Below are 19,080 nucleotides of genomic sequence, written 5' to 3' on the forward strand. Positions count from 1 at the left end.
CGGGTACTCGGGGTCGACGGGCAGGTAGGAGCCGCCCGCCTTGGCGACGGCCAGCAGGGCGGCGACCAGGTCGGCGCCGCGCTCCATGACGACGGCGACGACGCTCTCGGGTCCCACGCCGTGCCGGGCGAGGCGGTGGGCCAGGGCGGTGGACTGCCGGTCGAGGGCGGCGTACGTACGGGTGTCGTCGCCGTCGACCAGGGCGACGGCGTCGGGCGTGCGGTCCGCCTGGGCCTCGAACAGCGCGGGCAGCGTGGCGGCCGGGGGCCGCGGGCCGTTGTCGTTCCAGGTGTGGAGCACCTGGTGCAGTTCGGCGACGTCGAGGGTGCGGGCGTCGCCGACGGGGGCGTCCGGGTCGGTGGCGAGGGCGTCGGCGACCAGGGCGAGCCGGTCGGCGATCCAGCGGGCGGAGTCCTCGTCGAAGAGGTCGGCGGCGGCGGTGAGGGTGCCGTGCAGCCCGTCGGGGGCGCCGTGCGCGTCGAAGCGCTCGCCGAGGGAGAACTCCAGGTCGAAGCGGGCGGCCGTGGGCCCGGTGGGCACCGGTTCGGCCTGGACGCCGGGCAGCCGCAGGGCGGCTTCGCCGGTGTTCTGGAGCATCAGCATGACCTGGAACAGCGGGTGCCTGGCCAGCGAGCGGGTGGGCGCGAGCTCCTCGACGAGCTTCTCGAAGGGCACGTCCTGGTGCTCCTGGGCGGCCAGTCCTGCCTCCTGCACGCGGGCGAGCAGCGTGCGGAAGGTCGGGTCGCCGGAGAGGTCGGCGCGCAGCACGAGGGTGCTGACGAAGAAGCCGACGAGGTCGTCGAGGGCCTCGTCGCCGCGTCCGGCGTGGACGGAGCCGAGGGGGACGTCGTCACCCGCGCCCAGCCGGGACAGGGTCACGGCGAGGGCGGACTGGAGCGCGGTGAACAGGGTGACGCCCTCGGCGAGGGCGACCTCGGCGAGCCGGGCGTGCACGGCGGCGGGCAGGGCGAACGGCACGGTGTGGGAGCGGTGGCCGAGGACGGCGGGACGGCTCCGGTCGTAGGGCAGTTCCAGTTCCTCGGGCACGCCGGCCAGCGCGTCGCGCCAGTGGGTGACCTGGCGGGAGAAGAGGCTGTCGGGGTCGCCGGGGTCGCCGAGCAGTTCGCGCTGCCACAGCGTGTAGTCGGCGTACTGGACGGGCAGCGGCTGCCAGTCGGGGGCGGCGCCGTCCAGGCGGGCCGCGTAGGCGGCGGACAGGTCCCGGCCGAGGGGGCCCATGGACCAGCCGTCGCCCGCGATGTGGTGCACGGTCATGACCAGGACGTGTGCCTCGGGCGCGGTGGTGAACAGCCAGGCGCGCACCGGGATCTCGCTGGTCAGGTCGTAGGGCCGGGCGGCGGCCGCCGCGATCTCGCGGTCGAGGTCGCCGGCGTCCACGGTCGCGGTGGCCAGCCGGAAGCCGGTGTCGGCGGCGGACAGCACCCGCTGGTGCGGCTCGCCGTCCGTCACCCCGTACACCGTGCGCAGGATCTCGTGGCGGCCGATCACGTCCCGCAGGGCCGCGTCGAGGACCGCCGGGTCGACCGGTCCGGTCAGGCGCTGGGCGACCCGGATGTTGTAGGCCGCGCTGGGTCCTTCCAGCTGGGCGATGAACCACAGCCGACGCTGCGCGAAAGACAACGGGATCATCAGGACTCCTCCTGGGTACGCATCGGCCGCAGCGCGGGCCTAGCAGAGCTCACATTTCCAAGCTGTCGTACGAGTCCGGACACGGTCCGGGCCCGGAACAGCACCCGCAGCGGCACCTCGACGCCCAGCACCGTCCGCAGACGGGCGGTGAGGCGCGCGGCCAGCAGGGAGTGCCCGCCGAGGGCGAAGAAGTCGTCGTCGACGCCGACTTCCGGCAGGCCGAGGACGTCGGCGAAGGCCGTGCAGAGCAGGCGTTCGCGCTCGTTGGCGGGTGCGCGTCCGGCGGCGGGCGCGCCCGTCGGGCCGGGCAGCGCGGCCCGGTCCACCTTGCCGTTGGCCGTCAGCGGCAGCGCGTCCAGGACGACGAGCGCGGACGGCACCATGTGGGCGGGCAGCCGCTCCTCGGCGAACCGCCGCACCGCGTGCTCCAGTTCGCCGGTGCCGGGGGCGGCGGGCACGACGTACCCGACCAGGTGCCGGCCGGCCGCGCCGTCCTCGCGGACGACGACCGCGGCCTGGGCGACGCCGGGGTGGGCGGCCAGGACGGCCTGGACCTCGCCCGGTTCGATGCGGAAGCCGCGGATCTTGACCTGGTCGTCGACGCGGCTGGCGAAGACCAGCTTCCCGTCGGCGGTCCAGCGGACCCGGTCGCCGGTGCGGTAGAGCCGTGCGCCCGCGCCGTCGAAGGGCGAGGCGACGAAGCGCTCGGCGGTCAGGCCGGGGCGGCCCACGTAGGACCGGGCGAGCCCGGCCCCGGCGACGTACAGCTCGCCGTCGACGCCGACCGGCACCGGGTTGAGGCCGCCGTCCAGGACGTACACCCGGGAGTTGGTGATCGGGGTGCCGATGCCGGGCCGGTCGTCGTCCGCGCCCAGCGCGTCGGACATGGTGGCGCAGACGGTCGTCTCGGTGGGGCCGTAGGCGTTGACGAAGCGGCGTCCCGGCGCGAAGCGGGCGACCAGTTCGCCGCCCAGCGCCTCGCCCGCCGACACCAGGGTGGTGACGGGCGCCAGGTCCCCGGGGTCGAGGACGGACAGGACGGCGGGCGGCAGGGTGGCGTGGGTGACGCCGTGCCGGGCGACCAGCTCGGCGAGCCCGCCGCCGGGCAGCAGCGTCTCGGCCGGCGCCACGACCAGCCGGGCGCCGGAGCACAGGGCCATCACCAGTTCCCAGGTCGCGGCGTCGAAGCCGGGCGAGGCGAACTGCAGGACGCGGCTGTCCGCGCCGACCTCGAAGCGCTCCCGCTGCGCCGCCACCAGGCTGGCCACGCCGGTGTGCGTGACGACGACGCCCTTGGGGCGGCCGGTCGAGCCCGAGGTGAAGATCATGTACGCGGGGTGGGCGGCCAGCAGCGGGACCGCGGGCCCTTCCGCGTCCGGCGCCGGGGCGCCCGGCGCGTCGATCTCGTCGGCCAGCGGCGGCGCGTCCAGGACGTGCACCGGGATCTTCGTGTCCCCGGGCACCACGGGGGCGCACAGCGCCGACGCGAGGACCGCGCACGCACCCGACTCGCGGAGCATGAACGCGATGCGCTCCGCCGGGTACTCCGGGTCGACCGGCAGGTAGGCGCCGCCCGCCTTGAGCACCCCGAGCAGGGTCACCACCAGCTCGACGCCCCGCTCGCGCACGACCGCGACGACCGACTCGGGTCCGACGCCGCGCGCCCGCAGGAACCGGGCGAGCCGCTCGGCCCGCGCGTCGAGCTCCGCGTACGTCAGCTCCGCGTCGTCCGAGGCGACGGCGACCGCGTCCGGGTCGCGCCGCACCTGGGCCGCGAACAGCTCGGGGACCGTGGCTCGGCCCACCGGCGCGGCGGTGTCGTTCCAGGCGTCGAGCACCTGGCGGCGCCCGTCCTCGCCCAGCACCCCGACCGTCGCCAGCGGCGCGTCCGGGCCGCCGTCCAGGGCGCGTTCGACCGCGTCCACCAGGCCCTCGACCGCCGTGTGGGCCAGGGCGACGACGGCCTCGGGGTCGACCGGCGCGACGGCGTCCACGATCAGGTCGATGCCGTCGCCGGAGTCGTCGACCAGCAGCGCCAGCGGGTAGTTGGTGCGCTCGTGGGTGAACAGCAGCCGGGTGCCGGGCAGCGAGGCGTTCCACCGCGCGTCCAGGTCCTGGCCCACGCTGCGCCGGTAGTTGAGGCACGCGGTGAACAGCGGCGCGTCCCCGTCCAGGGCCGCCGCCCGCTGCGCCACCACCAGCGGGGCGTGCTCGTGCTCCATCAGCCCGGCCAGCTGCCCGCGCATCGCCCGCAGGGCACCGAGCGCCCCGGTGCGAGACGTGGGGACGCGTACGGGAAGGGTGTTGATGAACGGCCCGGGCACCCGGTCGGCGCCCACGCCCGCGTTCATCCGGCCGAACAGGACCGTGCCGAAGACGACGTCCTCGCGCCCGCTGACGGCCGCGAGCACCCGCGCCCAGGCCACGTGCAGGACCGTCGCCGCGCTCACGCCCGCCCGGCGCGCCGCCTCCCTCAGCCGGGCCGTCAGCTCCGGGGACGCCGCGGCCCGCGCGCGGGCCAGGCCCGCGCCGTCGCCGTGCGCGTCCACCAGGCCGTAGGGCGCGGTGGTCTCGGTGACGTCGCCGAGCAGTTCGGCGAAGTAGCGCTCGTGCTCCGAGCGTGCCACGCCGCCGCGCGCCTGGGCGACGAACGTACGGAACGGCAGCGGCTCCGGCAGCTCCGCGCCGCGCCCGTCGAGGAACGCGGTCACCTCCTCCAGGAGCACTTCGAGCGCGGTGCCGTCGCGGACCATGTGGTGCGCCCGGATCAGCGCCATCCAGCGCTCCGGGTCGGCGCCCGGCACGGCCGCCACGTGCAGGTCGAGCAGCGGGGCCCGCCCCAGGTCCATTCGGGACCCGCCGGCGGCCACCAGCGCGGCCACCGGGTCGGGGGCCGCCGCGTCGAGGACCACCTCGGTCACCGGCAGGGGGGCGCGCCGCAGGACCACCTGCACGGGCTCGCGCAGGCCCTCCCACACATAGGCGGTGCGGTAGATGTCGTGGCGCTCCACCACGCGGGCCAGGGCGTCCACGAAGGCGTCCAGGCGGGCGCGCGAGTCGAACTCCAGGACCGCGGGCATCACGTACGCGTCGTCACCGCCGTCGGCGAGCCGGTGGTGGAAGAGCAGGCCCTCCTGGAGCGGGGCGAGCGGGTAGACGTCCTTGACGTTGGCCGCACCGCCCTCGACGGAGGCCACGATCCGCGCGACCTCGGACTCGGTCAGCTCCACGAGCGGCAGCATCGCGGGCGTGATCTCGGTCGCCCCGTCCGGAATCAGGTTGTCCGGTACGGAAACCTGCGCGGCGCCCGACGAGGCCGCAAGGGCCGCCACCGTCGGGTGGTCGAACAGCGCCCGCACCGACACGGAGACCCCGCGCCCGCGCAGCAGCTCCACCAGCCGCACCGCGACCAGCGAGTGGCCGCCCAGCTCGAAGAAGTCGTCGTCCACGCCGACCGTGTCCAGCTCAAGGACCTCGGCGAACGCCGCGCAGAGGATCTCCTCGCGCACGTCCGCCGGAGCCCGCCCGGCACCGGCGAGCGCGGCGAAGTCCGGGGCGGGCAGCGCCCGCCGGTCCAGCTTGCCGTTGCCGGTCAGCGGCAGCGCGTCCAGGACGACGACCGCGGAGGGAACCATGTGCTCGGGGAGGCGCTGGCCCGCGAAAGTACGGACGGACGCGGCCAGTTCGTCGTCGGCGTCCGCCCGGTCCTCGGGCACGACGTACGCGACGAGCCTGCGGTCCCCGGGCGTGTCCTCCCTGGCCACCACGGCGGCCTGCTCGACCAGCGGGTGGGCGGTGAGGACGCCCTGGACCTCGCCGGGCTCGATCCGGTAACCGCGGATCTTGACCTGGTCGTCGGCGCGGCCGAGGAAGACGATCTGTCCGTCGGCGGTCCACTTCGCGCGGTCGCCGGTGCGGTACATCCGCTCCCCGGCGGCGAAGGGGTTCGCGACGAACCGCTCGCCGGTCAGCCCGGGACGCTTGACGTACCCCCGCGCCAGCTGCGCACCCGACACGTACAGCTCACCAGCCACACCGGGGGCCACCGGACGCAGACAGCCGTCCAGAACGTAGAACCGCGTGTTCGCCACCGGGGTACCGACCGGCACCACGCCATCGGATGTGCTGGATGCCGTCAGACGGGTCGTCGCGACACCGATCGTCGTCTCCGTCGGACCGTAATGGTTGTGCACACCCCGCTCACCAGCGGCAGCCACCAACTCCCCTATGAATGCGGGAGAAGCTGCCTCACCACCCAGTACCAGGGACTGCGTCGGCAGGACACCCGCGATGCCTCCCGCCGACGCGAGCGCCGCCAGGTGCGAGGGAACCGCTTTGAAATGATCGATCTGATGCTCGGCCAGGTACGCGGCCACCGCGACGGGGTCCGTCACCGCACCCTCGTCCAGGATGTGCAGCTCGCCACCGCTCACCAGGCTCGCGAACACCACCGTGTTGCCCAGGTCCGTCGCCTGCGCCTGAAGCAGCGCGTACCGCGCACCCACGCCGCCGAAGCCCACGCGGGCGGGCACGGAGGCCGTATAGTTGGCCAACCCGCCATGGGTCACCGCCACACCCTTGGGCTGGCCCGTCGACCCCGACGTGTAGATCACGTACGCGAGCGAGGTCGGGTCCACCGTGCGACCCGGCGCCTCGGTGGAAGCCCCCGCGAGCTGCATCTCCACGAACGTGTCGTCGAGGGCCACCAGACGCGACCGCCCGGCGGGCAGCTCGTCCAGGATCTCCTCAGTCGTCAGCGCCAGCGCCGCACCACTGTCCCGCAGCATGAACGCAATACGATCCGTCGGCTGCCCCGGATCGATCGGCAGATAACCCGCACCCGCCTTCCACACACCCAGGATCCCGGCAATCATCTCCGCGCCACGCGGCAGGCACAGACCCACCACCGACTCCGCACCGATCCCCTGACCGATCAGATAATGCGCAATCCGGTTCGCCCGCGCCTCCAACTCCCCGTACGACACCGACGAACCATCAGCCACCAGGGCAGTCGCACGCGGAGCACGTCCTGCGGTCTCCTCGAACAGCTCGTGAACCAGGCTGGGTTCGGAGTCCGAGGCCGTGTCGTTCCACTCGACGAGGACGCGCTCCCGCTCCTGCGCGTCCAGGACGTCCACCTGGTCCAGGGCCAGTTCGGGGCCGCCGTCCAGGGCGGTCTCCAGGGCCGCGACGAGGTTCCCGGCGGCGGTGCGCACCAGGACTCCGACCGCGCGGGAGTCGATGGGCGACACGGAGTCGACCGCGACCTCCGTCCGGTCACCGTAGTCGTCGAGGAGGATCACGAGCGGGTAGTTCGTGCGCTCGCGCACCGAGACCAGGCGCACTCCCTCCATGCCCTCGTCGACGGCACGGCCCGGGTTGCGGCGGTAGTTGAGGAAGGACGTGAACAGGGGGGAGTCACCGGTGATCCCGCTGGCGCGCTGGGCGACGACGAGCGGCGCGTGCTCGTGCTCCAGGAGCTCCGCGAGCTGGCCGCGCATCGCGGACACGGCTTGCAGGACGCCGAGTTCGCCGGTGCGGACGCGGACGGGCAGGGTGTTCATGAACGGGCCGGCGACCCGGTCGGCTCCGGCGCCCGCGTTCAGGCGTCCGTACAGGACCGAGCCGAAGACCACGTCCTGCCGGTCGCTGACGGCGGCCAGGACGCGGGCCCAGGCGACGTGCACGACGGTCGCGGTGCTGATGCCGAGCCGTCGTGACACGGCGCGCAGCCTGGTGTCGAGGTCCGGCGGGAACGCCACGACCTCGTGCACCGTGTCGGCACCGTCGCCGCGCACGTCCGCGAGGCTGTACGGCGCGGTCGGCTCGGTCACGTCGCCCAGCAACTCACCGAAGTAGCGCTCGTGCTCCGCACGCGGCACGCCGCCGCGCACCTGGGCGACGAAGGTACGGAACGGGAGCGGCTCCGGCAGTTCCGCGCCCCGGCCCGCGAGGATGGCCTCGACCTCGTCCAGGACGACCTGGAGCGCGGTGTGGTCGCGCACCGTGTGGTGCATGCGGACCAGGACCAGCCAGCGGTCCCCGCCGGGCAGGGCCGCGGTGTGGGTGCCCAGGAGCGGGGCGTGCCCGAGGTCCATGGTGGCGCCGCCCACCGCGGCGAGCTCGGCCACCGGGTCGTCGCCCGTGGGGTCGAGGTCCACTTCGGCGGTCGGGAGCGTGGCGTGCCGCCACACCACCTGGACCGGCGAGGTCAGGCCCTCCCACACGAAGGAGGTGCGGTAGATGTCGTGCCGGTCCACGACCTGCTGGAGGGCGGCGGTGAACGCGTCGGCGCGCTCCCGGCCGTCGAACTCCAGGACGGCCCGCATGACGTAGGCGTCCTCGCCGCCGTCGGCGAGCAGGTGGTGGAAGAGCAGGCCCTCCTGGAGCGGGGCCAGCGGATAGACGTCCTTGACGTTGGCCGCGCCGCCCTCGACGGACGCCACGACCCGCGCGACCTCCGCCTCGGTCAGCTCCACGAGCGGCAGCATCGCGGGCGTGATCTCCGTGGCGCCCTCGGGAATCAGGTTCTCGGGTACGGCGACCTGCTCGTCACCGGCCGACGCGGCGAGGCCGGCGACGGTGGGGGTGTCGAAGAGGGTACGGACGGAGATCGCGACACCGTGGGTGCGCAGGATCTCGACGAGGCGCACGGCCATGAGCGAGTGGCCGCCGAGCCGGAAGAAGTCGTCGTCCACGCCGACGCTCTCCAGGCCGAGCACCTCGGCGAAGGCAGCGCACAGGACCTCCTCGCGGGCGTTGGAAGGACCACGTCCGGTGCCGGTCACGTACTCGGGGGCGGGCAGCGCCTTGCGGTCCAGCTTGCCGTTCGCGTTGAGCGGCAGCGCGTCCAGGACGACGACCGCCGAGGGAACCATGTACGCCGGAAGACGCTCGGCGGCGAACTCGATGACACCATCTGCCAGTTCGACGCACATGCCGCAGTCGGGGACGACGTAGGCGACGAGGCGTACGTCTCCGGGGGCGTCCTGGCGTGCGATGACGGCAGCCTGTGCGACCTGCGGGTGTGCGGCCACGACCGCCTGCACCTCACCGGGCTCGATCCGGAAACCACGGATCTTCACCTGCTCATCCACACGACCCAGGTACTCCAGCTGACCGTCCACGTTCCAGCGCACCACATCACCCGTGCGGTACATCCGCGCACCAGCGGTGAAGGGGTTCGCCACGAAACGCTCAGCCGTCAGACCGGACCTCGACGCATAGCCACGCGCCAGCTGCACACCCGCCAGATAGAGCTCACCCGCCACACCCACCGGCACCGGAGCAAGCGCCGAATCCAGCACGTACGTACGCGTATTCGTGATCGGCGCACCAATCGGCACGACCTCCGACCCCGGCACGCACTCCCACGCCGTCACATCCACCGACGCCTCCGTCGGCCCGTACAGATTGTGCAGACCAACACCCGGCAGACGCTCGAAGAACCGCTCCTGCACCGACACCGGAAGCGCCTCACCCGAACACACCACACGCCTCAGCGACCCAAGCTCGCCCACCGACGGCTCCGCCAGGAACGCCTCCAGCATCGACGGCACGAAATGCACCGTCGTCACACCCAACTCACCGATAACGGAAGCCATATACGCCGGATCACGATGCCCACCCGGCCGCGCCACCACCAGCGACGCACCCTCCACCAACGGCCAGAAGAACTCCCACACCGACACATCGAAACCGAACGGCGTCTTCTGCAACACCCGGTCATCCGCACCCAGACCGAACCGACCCTGCATCCACGCCAACCGGTTCACGATCCCCGCATGCGACACCACCACCCCCTTCGGCCGACCCGTCGAACCCGACGTGAAGATCACGTACGCGGGTCCCTGCGGATTCAGCCGACGCTCGTCCGGGGCCGGCCGGGAGCCGTTGCCGAGGGTGAGGTCCAGCACGTCGAGGTCGATCCGCTGGACGTCGGCGGGGAGCAGGTCGCCCAGCTCCCCCTGGGTGACGACGGTCCGGGCGGCAGCCGTGTCCAGGACGTAGGCGATGCGGTCAGCCGGGTACTCCGGATCCACCGGAAGGTACGCCGCACCCGCCTTCACCACGCCAAGCAGCGCCGCCACCATCCCGACACCGCGCTCCAGACACACACCGACGACCGACTCCGCACCCACACCACGCGAAATCAGCACCCGCGCAAGGCGGTTGGCCCGGGCATCCAGCTCCGCGTACGAGTACGAGACCCCGTCCGCCACCACCGCGACCGCCTCCGGCGACCGCGCCACCTGCGCCTCGAACAGCTCCGGCAGCGTCACCGGCACCAGATCCGCGTCCGTCGCGTTCCACCCCACCAGCACCCGCTCCCGCTCCACCTCGCCCATGACGTCGAGCGAGGTGAGCGGCGCGTCGGGGCCGCCGTCAAGTGCGGTCTCCACGGCGGTGACCAGCCGCTCGACCGCCGTACGGGCGAGGGCCGCCACGGCCGCCGGGTCGACCGGGGCGACGGCGTCGACCGACAGGCCGATCCGGTCGCCGTTGTCGTCGACGAGCAGGGCGAGCGGGTAGTTGGACAGCTCGCGGGCGTACAGCACGCGCGCGCCCTCCATCGCCCCATCCCAGCTGGTCTCCGCGTCGTCGCCGACGTTGTGGCGGTAGTTCAGGAAGGAAGTGAAGAGAGGAGTGTCGCCGGTGACGCCGCTGGCCCGCTGGGCCACGGCGAGCGGGGCGTGCTCGTGCTCCAGGAGGCGGGCGAGCTGGCCGCGCATGGCGGTGAGCGCGGCGAGGGAGCCGAGTCCAGCGGTGCGCGCCCGTACGGGGAGCATGTTCATGAAGGGGCCGGGGACGCGGTCCGCGCCGGCGCCCGCGTTCATGCGGCCGAGCAGGACGGTGCCGAAGACCACGTCGTCGCGGCCGCTGACGGCGGCGAGGACGCGGGCCCAGGCGACGTGCAGGACGGTCGCGGTGCTGACGCCCGCGCGGCGGGCCGCGCTCCGGAGTCGTACCGTCAAGTCGCCGCCGAGCGGCAGCAGTTCCAGACGGGCGTCCGAACCGTCGCCGCGCACGTCCGCGAGGCCGTACGGCGCGGTCGGCTCGGTCACGTCGCCCAGCAGCTCGGTGAAGTGGCGTTCGTGCGCGGCCCGTGCGTCGGCGCCGCGCGTCTGGGCGACGAAGGTGCGGAACGGCAGAGGCTCGGGCAGCTCGTCGCCCCGGCCGGCCAGGAACGCCTGGACCTCCTCCAGGACGACCTGGAGCGCGGTGTGGTCGCGCACCGTGTGGTGCATGCGCAGGAGCACCAGGCAGCCGTCCGCGTCGGGGGCGTCCGCGACGTGCAGGTCGAGCAGCGGGGCGCGGCGCAGGTCCATCCGGGAGCCGACGGCGGCGACCAGCGCGGCCACCGGGTCGAGGGCGTCCTGATCGAGGGAGGTCGCAGAGACGGGCAGGGTGGCGCGCCGCCACACGACCTGCACGGGCTCGCGCAGTCCTTCCCAGGCCAGGGACGTGCGGAAGATGTCGTGCCGGTCCACCACGCGCTGCAGCGCGCGGGCGAAGTCGTCGACGCGCGCACGGCTGTCGAAGGCGAAGACGGCGGGCATCACGTACGCGTCGGGGCCGCCGTCGGCGACCAGGTGGTGGAAGAGCAGGCCCTCCTGGAGTGGGGCGAGCGGGTAGACGTCCGCGATGTTGGCGGCGCCGCCCTCGACGGTGGCCGCGATCCGCTCGATCTCGGCCCCGGTGAGCTCGACGAGCGGCAGCATCTCGGGCGTGATCGCGGTCGCCCCGGCCGGAATCAGGTTGTCCGGTACGGAAATCTGCGCGGCGCCCGACGTGGCCGCGAGACCCGCGGGCGTCGGGGCGTCGAAGAGCGAGCGCATGGACACGGTGACGCCGTGGGTACGCAGGATCTCGACGAGGCGCACCGCGAGCAGCGAGTGGCCGCCGAGCCGGAAGAAGTCGTCGTCCACGCCGACGCTCTCCAGGCCGAGCACCTCGGCGAAGGCAGCGCACAAGACCTCTTCGCGCACGGTGGCGGGCCCACGGCCGGAGCCGGTCGCGTACTCGGGGGCGGGCAGCGCCTTGCGGTCCAGCTTGCCGTTCGCGTTGAGCGGCAGCGCGTCCAGGACCACGACCGCCGACGGAACCATGTACTCGGGCAGGCGGCCGGCCGCGAACTCCCGTACGGAAGACTCCAGTCGGCTACCGCCCAGCGTGCCGGGGACGACGTAGGCGACGAGGCGCACGTCTCCGGGCGCGTCCTGGCGTGCGATGACGGCAGCCTGTGCGACCTGCGGGTGTGCGGCCACGACCGCCTGCACCTCACCCGGCTCGATCCGGAAACCACGGATCTTCACCTGCTCATCCACACGACCCAGGTACTCCAGCTGACCGTCCGCGTTCCAGCGCACCACATCACCCGTGCGGTACATCCGCGCACCAGCCGTGAAGGGGTTCGCCACGAAACGCTCAGCCGTCAGACCGGGACGGGATGCATATCCACGGGCAAGCTGTACGCCCGCCAGATAGAGCTCACCCGCCACACCCACCGGCACCGGAGCAAGCGCCGAATCCAGCACGTACGTACGCGTATTCGTGATCGGCGCACCAATCGGCACGGTCTGCGACCCCGGCACGCACTCCCACGCCGTCACATCCACCGACACCTCCGTCGGCCCGTACAGATTGTGCAGACCAACACCGGCCAGACGCTCGAAGAACCGCTCCTGAACCGACACCGGAAGGGCTTCGCCCGAACACACCACACGCTTCAGCGATCCCAGCTCGCCCACCGACGGCTCCGCCAGGAACGCCTCAAGCATCGACGGCACGAAATGCACCGTCGTCACACCCAACTCACCGATAACGGACGCCATATACGCCGGATCACGATGGCCACCCGGCCGCGCCACCACCAGCGACGCACCCTCCACCAGCGGCCAGAAGAACTCCCACACCGACACATCGAAACCGAACGGCGTCTTCTGCAACACCCGGTCATCCGCACCCAGACCGAACCGACCCTGCATCCACGCCAACCGGTTCACGATCCCCGCATGCGACACCACCACACCCTTCGGCCGACCCGTCGAACCCGACGTGAAGATCACGTACGCGGGGTGGTCGGGGCGCACGTCGACGCGCGGGGAGCTCGGGTCGCGCGCGGGGAGCACCGGGTCGTCGGTGAGGACGCGCCGCACGCCGTCGGGCAGCAGGCCGGCGTGCGCGGTGTCGGTGACGGCGGTCGTCGCCCCGGCGGTCTCCAGGACGTAGGCGATGCGGTCGGCCGGGTACTCCGGGTCCACCGGAAGGTACGCCGCACCCGCCTTCACCACGCCAAGCAGCGCCGCCACCATGTCGACGCCCCGCTCCAGGCAGACGCCGACCACCGACTCCGCGCCCACACCACGGGAAATCAGCGTGCGGGCCAGGCGGTTGGCCCGGGCATCGAGCTCCGCGTACGAGTACGACACCCCGTCCGCCACCACCGCGACCGCCTCCGGCGACCGCACCACCTGCGCCTCGAACAACTCCGGCAGCGTCACCGGCACCAGATCCGCGTCCGTCGCGTTCCACCCCACCAGCACCCGCTCCCGCTCCACCTCGTCCATGAGGGCCGCGTGGGCGAGGAGTTGGTCGGGCTCGGCGGCGGCCAGCCAGTTGGCGACGTGCAGGTAGCGGCGGGCGACGGCCTCGGCGTCGGACAGGTCGTGGACGTCGGGGTTGGCGTCGACGTTGATCTGCATGCCCGCGCGGTCGTAGATGTCGATGCGGACGTCGTCGACCGGGCCGGTGCCCAGGTTGTGCGCCACGGTGGTGCACTCGCCGAAGCGCAGGTCGTAGTCGAACGCCATCACGTTGATGTGCAGCCCGCACAGGTCGCCGTCGACGATGCCGAGGTCGTTCAGCATGTCCTTGTAGCGGTAGCGCTGGTGGCGCAGGCCCTCGCGGATGGCCCGGGAGGTCTGGGCGACGAGGTCGGCGACGGTGGCGCCGGGGCCCACGGTGAGGCGCAGCGGCAGGATGTTGGAGGTCATGCCCGCGATGCCGAGGGTGCGCTTGTCGGAGCGCGCGCGGACGGGCAGGCCGACGGTGATCTCCTGCTCGCCGGTGGTGCGGTGCCGGTAGAGCGCGGCGGCGGCGATCATCAGGCCGGCGAAGCTGGTGCGCAGGCGGCGGGCGCCGGCCTTGAGGGTGTCGGCGGCGGTCTGGTCGACGCCGTCCGTGTGGCGCAGGGGCGCGCGCTGGGCGCGGCGGGACTTGTGGGCGTCCCCGCCGTGGACGGCGGGGTGGTCGGCGAGGCGTTCCAGCCAGTAGGCGCGGTCGTTCGCGAAGTCCGCGGAGTCGCGGTAGGCGCGGTCGGCGTCGATGAGGGCGTGGACGGACTCGGGGGCGCCGGCGGAGGGGTCGCGGCCCTCGGTGAGGGCCGTGTAGATCTCGGTGGCGCGGTGGGCGAGGACGACGCCGCCCTGGCCGTCGAGGACGAGGTGGTGGGGGCGGATGTACCAGTAGTGGAGGTGTTCCGCGAGCTTGATGACCGCCGCGTTGAAGAGGGCGCCGCCCTCCAGTTCGGCGGGGCGGAGCTTGTCGTCCTCCATCCAGGCGAGGGCGGCGGCGCGCGGGTCGGCGGCGTCGCTGACGTCGACGAGGGCGACCGGGTAGTCGGCGGCGTCGTGGACGTACTGCCGGGGGGTGCCGTCGACGGTGCGGATCCGCAGGCGCAGCGTGTCGTTCTCGCGCACGCGCAGCTCGGCGGTGCGCACGAGCAGGTCGAGGTCGACGGGCCCGTGGATCTCCATGTACTCGGCGATGAAGAACGCCTGGTTGTCCGGGGCGAGTTGCTGCGCGTACCACATGCCGAGCTGTCCGCTCATCAATTCGCGGAGTTCACCCTCATTGCTGGCCATTACCGCGCTCTCCAATCGTTCGAATCATCGACTGGAACAGCTCGGGCCGCCTCCACCGGCGTGCGCACGACCGCCCAGCTCTTGTTGCACAAAGCTGTGACCGATTAATTCAGGGATCTTCCGCACCTGATACGGCGACTCACTATGGCTCAGTGCACAGGGGTGATCAATACGCGTCCGCCGGGCGTTCAACTGCGTGTGGAGGGCAGTTGAACGGGGTGGCGAATTCCCTGGTGCGGGCGGTGCTCCGGGTCCGGGCGAACGGCCTTGACGTGGGCGAAGGAGCCCTGCGACCTTCGTGGACGCCTATAGCCTGCGCCCGCCCGGGCGCACGGAAACCAGAATTCCGTGAATTGTTCTGCGGTCACCCCTAGATCTGCGAGGCACTCGTATGCCCGATCCGTCGTCGCTCGTCAAGCCGTCCATGAATCCGTCCGTCAAGCCGTCCATCAACCTGGTGGATCCCGCGCTCTATTCGCACGGTGATCCCTTCGAGCAGTGGCGCTGGCTGCGCGCCCACGATCCGGTGCACTGGCACGAGCCTTCGGAGCTGCCCGGTTTCTGGTCGCTGACGCGTTACCACGACATTCGTACGGCCTACCGGGACGCGGAGGCGTTCAGTTCCGCGCAGGGCATCCTGCTCCGCCCGGCGGAGCACGGCGCCGACCCGGGCGGCGGGCGCACGCTGGCGCTGACGGACGCGCCGCGGCACAAGCAGCTGCGGGGCCTGGTCGACGGCTGGTTCGCGGTGCGCTCGGTGCGGGCGCTGGAGGCGGAGATGCGGGACATCGCGCGGGGCGTGGTGGACCGGGCGCTGGAGAGCGGCAGTTGCGACTTCGTCGCGGACGTCGCGGCGCGGGTCCCGCTGTACGTGATCTGCAAGATGATGGGGGTGCCGGAGTCGGACTGGGAGTACCTGTACGACCTGACGAGCCAGGCGTTCGCGGCCGGCGACCCGGCGACCCGGCGCTTCGCGCACCTCAACATCCTGGGCTACTTCGAGACGCTGGCGGCCGAGAAGGCGGACGAGCCGGGCGACGACCTGGTGAGCGTGCTGGCGACGGCGGAGCTGGACGGGGAGCCGCTGTCGGCGGACGACGTGATCCTGAACTGCGACAACCTGCTGGTGGGCGGTACGGAGAACACCCGCATCGCGGCGTCCGGGGGCATGCTCACGTTCCTGGAGCGGCCCGAGCAGTGGGCGGCCCTGCGGGAGGACCCGTCGCTGCTGCCGTCGGCGGTGGAGGAGGTGCTGCGCTGGACGTCGACGGCGACGCACATCATGCGGACGGCGACGCGTCCGACGGAGATCCACGGGCGGCGGATCGAGGCGGGTGACCGGGTGGTGTTCTGGCTGCCGTCGGCGAACCGCGACGAGACGGTGTTCGAGGACCCGGACGTCTTCGACGTGCGCCGCACACCCAACCGGCACCTGTCGCTGGGCTTCGGCGAGCACTTCTGCCTGGGCAGCATGCTGGCGAAGGTGGAACTGCGGCTGCTGTACGCGGAGTTGCTGGAGCGGGGCGTGCACGTCGAGCAGGACGGCGAGGCGAAGCTGCTGGACTCGATCGTCGTCAACGGCCCGCAGACGCTGCCGGTGCGCCTGAAGGCCGCCTGAGCGCGGGTGCGGAGAAGGTACGGCGAAGGGGCCCGCCTCGATGGTTCGAGGCGGGCCCCTTCGCGTGCCCTCCGGCCGGGCGGCGCGCGGCGGAGTCGTATGCGCGTGTCCTGCGGCCCGGTGGCGCGCGCGGCGGAGTCGTACCGCCGGGTCAGCCGGACATCGCCACCAGGACGCGGCGGTCGCCGGTGAAGGGGCGGCGGCCGTGGCCGACGGCGACGTTGTCGATGACCATCAGGTCGCCGCGGCGCCAGTCGACGTCGACGGCGACGTCGAGGCCCCGGTCGTGCACGTGCGTGACGTACGCGTCGGGGATCGGGCTGCCGTCGGCGAAGGTGACGGACTGCGGCAGTTCCTCCGGCGGCAGGATCTGGGCGAGTTCGCGGGAGGTCTCGTCGCCGAGGGCGGCCGGGTGGAAGTGGTCGGCCTGGTTGAACCAGACCTCCGTGTGCGTCCCGGGGTGCTTGACGGTGGCCGGCCGTACGGGGCTGATCATGCGCAGGCCTCCGTCGGGGGTCCACCGCCAGTCGAAGTCGCCCGCGTCGAGGAACTTCTCGACGGCCGCGCGGTCCTCGGTCTCGAAGGTCTGCCGCCAGCTGCGGCCCAGGCCGAAGCCGTCGTGCAGGTTCTGGGTGTAGCGCACGCCCTGGGCGAACGCGTCCCGCACCTCGTCGTCCAGCGACTCCAGCCACCGGCCGCCGTCGACGACGGGGGTGGCGCCGCCCGAACCGGGCGTGGTGGCGCAGTAGAAGAACAGCCGCTCGGGCCAACGGTGGCTGTAGGACAGCTCGTTGTGCATCGCGATGGTCATGTGCTGCGGGTACTCGGTGGACGTGTAGAGGTTGTCGCCGAGCTGGGTGCGCGGTGACGTGCCGTGCGTGTAGCCGAGGCGGTTGGGCAGCACCAGGTCCATGACGGCGGCGACGTCGTCCTCGGGCACGTCGAAGCCGCGCAGGACGACGGCCTTGGACCGGGTCAGCAGGTCCGCGAAGTCGCCCTGCTCCTCCAGCGTCCGGCGGACGCCTTCGAGTCCGGTGGGGCCGTCGCCGGGGCTCAGCTCCAGCGGCTTCCAGTGGTCGGTTTCGCTCATGCCGGCTCCTTGGCGCTTGGTGGCGAGGGTGTGCGTGCTCCCGGCACCGCCGGGACGGGGGGTTCCTAGGGTCGGTGCCGGGAGCGGGCGCGGGGGCGCGCCCCGGGGCCCGCCGGCCGGTGGCGCACAGTCCTCCGGGCGCGGGCGGGCACCACTATGCGCCCGGTCCCGCGCGGTCGGTCAAGAGCCGCCTCCCGGTCGTCCAACCGCGTGCGCGGCGCTGTTGAACAGCGCGTTCGCCTCCGTACGGGTGATCGGCGTACGCCCTTGATGGCCGCCGTGGGCCGGTGCGATGGTGGGTGGCCCGGCAGTGCCGGACCTCCCCCGCCCCTCCCGCGCGCGCCGTCGTACGGCGCGCCGTCCGCGGTGTCCGCGGGGGCGGGCCCTACGACGACCTGGAGTTGCCCATGCCCACCCCGACCGTGACCGAGGGCGCGTCATGCCCTATGTGACCTCCAACGGCATCCGGCTCTCCTACCAGCGTGCGGGGCAGGGCGAGCCGGTGCTCCTGATCATGGGCTCCGGTGCCGCGGGGCACGTGTGGACCACGCACCAGACCCCGGCGCTCAACGCGGCCGGCTACGAGACGATCGTCTTCGACAACCGCGGCATCGGCGCCTCGGACGCGCCCGCCGGGATGTACGCGCTGGACGACCTGGTGGCGGACACGATCGGCCTGATCGAGGCCCTGGACCTGGGTCCCTGCCGGCTCGTCGGGACCTCCATGGGCTCGATGATCGCCCAGGAGGTGGCCGCCCGCGCGCCGCACCTGGTGCGCTCGGCGGTGCTGCTGGCGACCCGGGCCCGCTCGGACGTCACGCGCCGCGCACTGACGGAGGCGGACCTGGCGCTGCGCGAGAGCGGGGTGCGGCTGCCGCCGAAGTACACGGCGGTGCGGACCGTCCTGGAGATGCTCTCCCCGGCGACGCTGAACGACGACACGGCCGCCGCGGGCTGGCTGGAGATCCTGGAGCTGACCGGCGGCAACACCGACGGCGGCGGACAGGCCGGGGTGGACCGCGCGGGCGACCGGCGGGAGGCGCTGCGCGCGATCACCGTGCCGTGCCGCACCGTGGCGTTCGCCGACGACGTGATCTGCCCGCCGCACCTGGTGGCCGAGGTCGCCGACGCGATCCCCGGCTGCGACCACGTGGAGATCCCCGACTGCGGCCACCTGGGCAACCTGGAGCGGCCCGCGGTGGTGAACGAGGCGATCCTCGAGTTCCTCGCCAAGTACTGAGCCACGTACTGAGCCACGCGCCGAGCCGCGCACTGAGCCGCGTACCGACGTGCTGACCGACGTTCCACCGATGTGAGGCCGACAGTGACAGACATGGACACCGGCGGGATCCTGGACCAGGGGCCCGCCGCGAAGATCGTTCGACGGGACGTCACCACCTGGACGTTGCGGATGGACGCTCCCGGCCGGCTGCGGCCGGCGCACACCGACGCGCCGATCCGGGTGGAGCGCTCCGAGGTGCCCTCGATCGACCTCAGCCGCGCCCTGTACGCGGCCGTGGGGTCCCGGGTGTGCTGGACCGACCGGTTCGCGTGGGACCACGAGACGTGGGAGGCGTGGGTCAACCGGGAGTCGATGGCCACCTGGATCGCCACGGTGCAGGGCACGGTGGCGGGCTACTTCGAGCTGGAGGCGCAACCGGGCGGTGCGGTGGAGATCGTGCTGTTCGGCCTGCTGCCGCAGTTCTACGGGCAGGGGCTCGGCGGTGCGCTGCTGACCGCGTGCGTGCGCAACGCGTGGCGGGCCGGTACGGACTGGGCGCCGGAGCACGGCCCGGTGTCGTCGGTCTACCTGCGCACCAGCACGCTCGACCACCGCCACGCGGTGCGCAACTACC

The 19,080-nt window shown here is 72.8% G+C and carries 6 protein-coding genes (1 of these 6 running past the window's edge); 3 read left to right on the forward strand and 3 right to left on the reverse strand.

The window, feature by feature from the left end; translation table 11 throughout:
* A protein-coding gene (locus ABT160_RS36835; protein WP_351652451.1) for a non-ribosomal peptide synthase/polyketide synthase crosses the window boundary here: on the reverse strand, window positions 1-1,650 show its 5' end (the start). It extends 17,475 nt beyond the left edge of the window; the window shows 1,650 of its 19,125 coding nt (coding positions 1-1,650); its start codon is at window positions 1,648-1,650; its stop codon lies off the left edge, out of view.
* Window positions 1,650-14,516, reverse strand: coding sequence for a non-ribosomal peptide synthetase (locus ABT160_RS36840; RefSeq protein WP_351652453.1), 12,867 nt, complete (start codon window positions 14,514-14,516; stop codon window positions 1,650-1,652). Before ABT160_RS36840 ends, ABT160_RS36835 begins: the two co-directional genes overlap by 1 nt.
* Window positions 14,517-14,907: 391 nt before the next feature.
* On the opposite strand from ABT160_RS36840, the gene ABT160_RS36845 reads away from it, so the two are divergent.
* On the forward strand, window positions 14,908-16,134 hold the full coding sequence (locus ABT160_RS36845) for a cytochrome P450 (protein WP_351652455.1): 1,227 nt from the start codon (window positions 14,908-14,910) through the stop codon (window positions 16,132-16,134).
* 151 nt (window positions 16,135-16,285) lie between these two features.
* Here ABT160_RS36845 and ABT160_RS36850 read toward each other — a convergent pair whose 3' ends face one another.
* Window positions 16,286-17,224 carry a TauD/TfdA family dioxygenase gene (locus tag ABT160_RS36850; protein ID WP_351652457.1) on the reverse strand — a complete coding sequence of 313 codons (939 nt, stop codon included), beginning with the start codon at window positions 17,222-17,224 and terminating at the stop codon, window positions 16,286-16,288.
* 439 nt (window positions 17,225-17,663) lie between these two features.
* Here ABT160_RS36850 and ABT160_RS36855 point away from each other — a divergent pair, with 439 nt between their 5' ends.
* Both ABT160_RS36855 and ABT160_RS36860 read left to right on the forward strand, forming a co-directional pair.
* A complete protein-coding gene (locus ABT160_RS36855; RefSeq protein WP_351652459.1) occupies window positions 17,664-18,464 on the forward strand; it encodes an alpha/beta fold hydrolase in 801 nt (266 codons plus the stop codon).
* Between the two features lie 93 nt (window positions 18,465-18,557).
* Window positions 18,558-19,080 (forward strand): GNAT family N-acetyltransferase (locus tag ABT160_RS36860; RefSeq protein WP_351652461.1); only part of this gene is annotated, 523 nt, incomplete at its 3' end.

The organism is Streptomyces sp. NPDC001941, assembly GCF_040296945.1.
Lineage (GTDB): Bacteria > Actinomycetota > Actinomycetes > Streptomycetales > Streptomycetaceae > Streptomyces.

Excerpts from the sequence above, each read along its gene's own strand:
- ABT160_RS36840 (WP_351652453.1), bottom strand. The coding sequence starts at position 14,516 with ATGGCCAGCAATGAGGGTGAACTCCGCGAATTGATGAGCGGACAGCTC.
- ABT160_RS36845 (WP_351652455.1), top strand. The coding sequence starts at position 14,908 with ATGCCCGATCCGTCGTCGCTCGTCAAGCCGTCCATGAATCCGTCCGTC.
- ABT160_RS36850 (WP_351652457.1), bottom strand. The coding sequence starts at position 17,224 with ATGAGCGAAACCGACCACTGGAAGCCGCTGGAGCTGAGCCCCGGCGAC.
- ABT160_RS36855 (WP_351652459.1), top strand. The coding sequence starts at position 17,664 with ATGCCCTATGTGACCTCCAACGGCATCCGGCTCTCCTACCAGCGTGCG.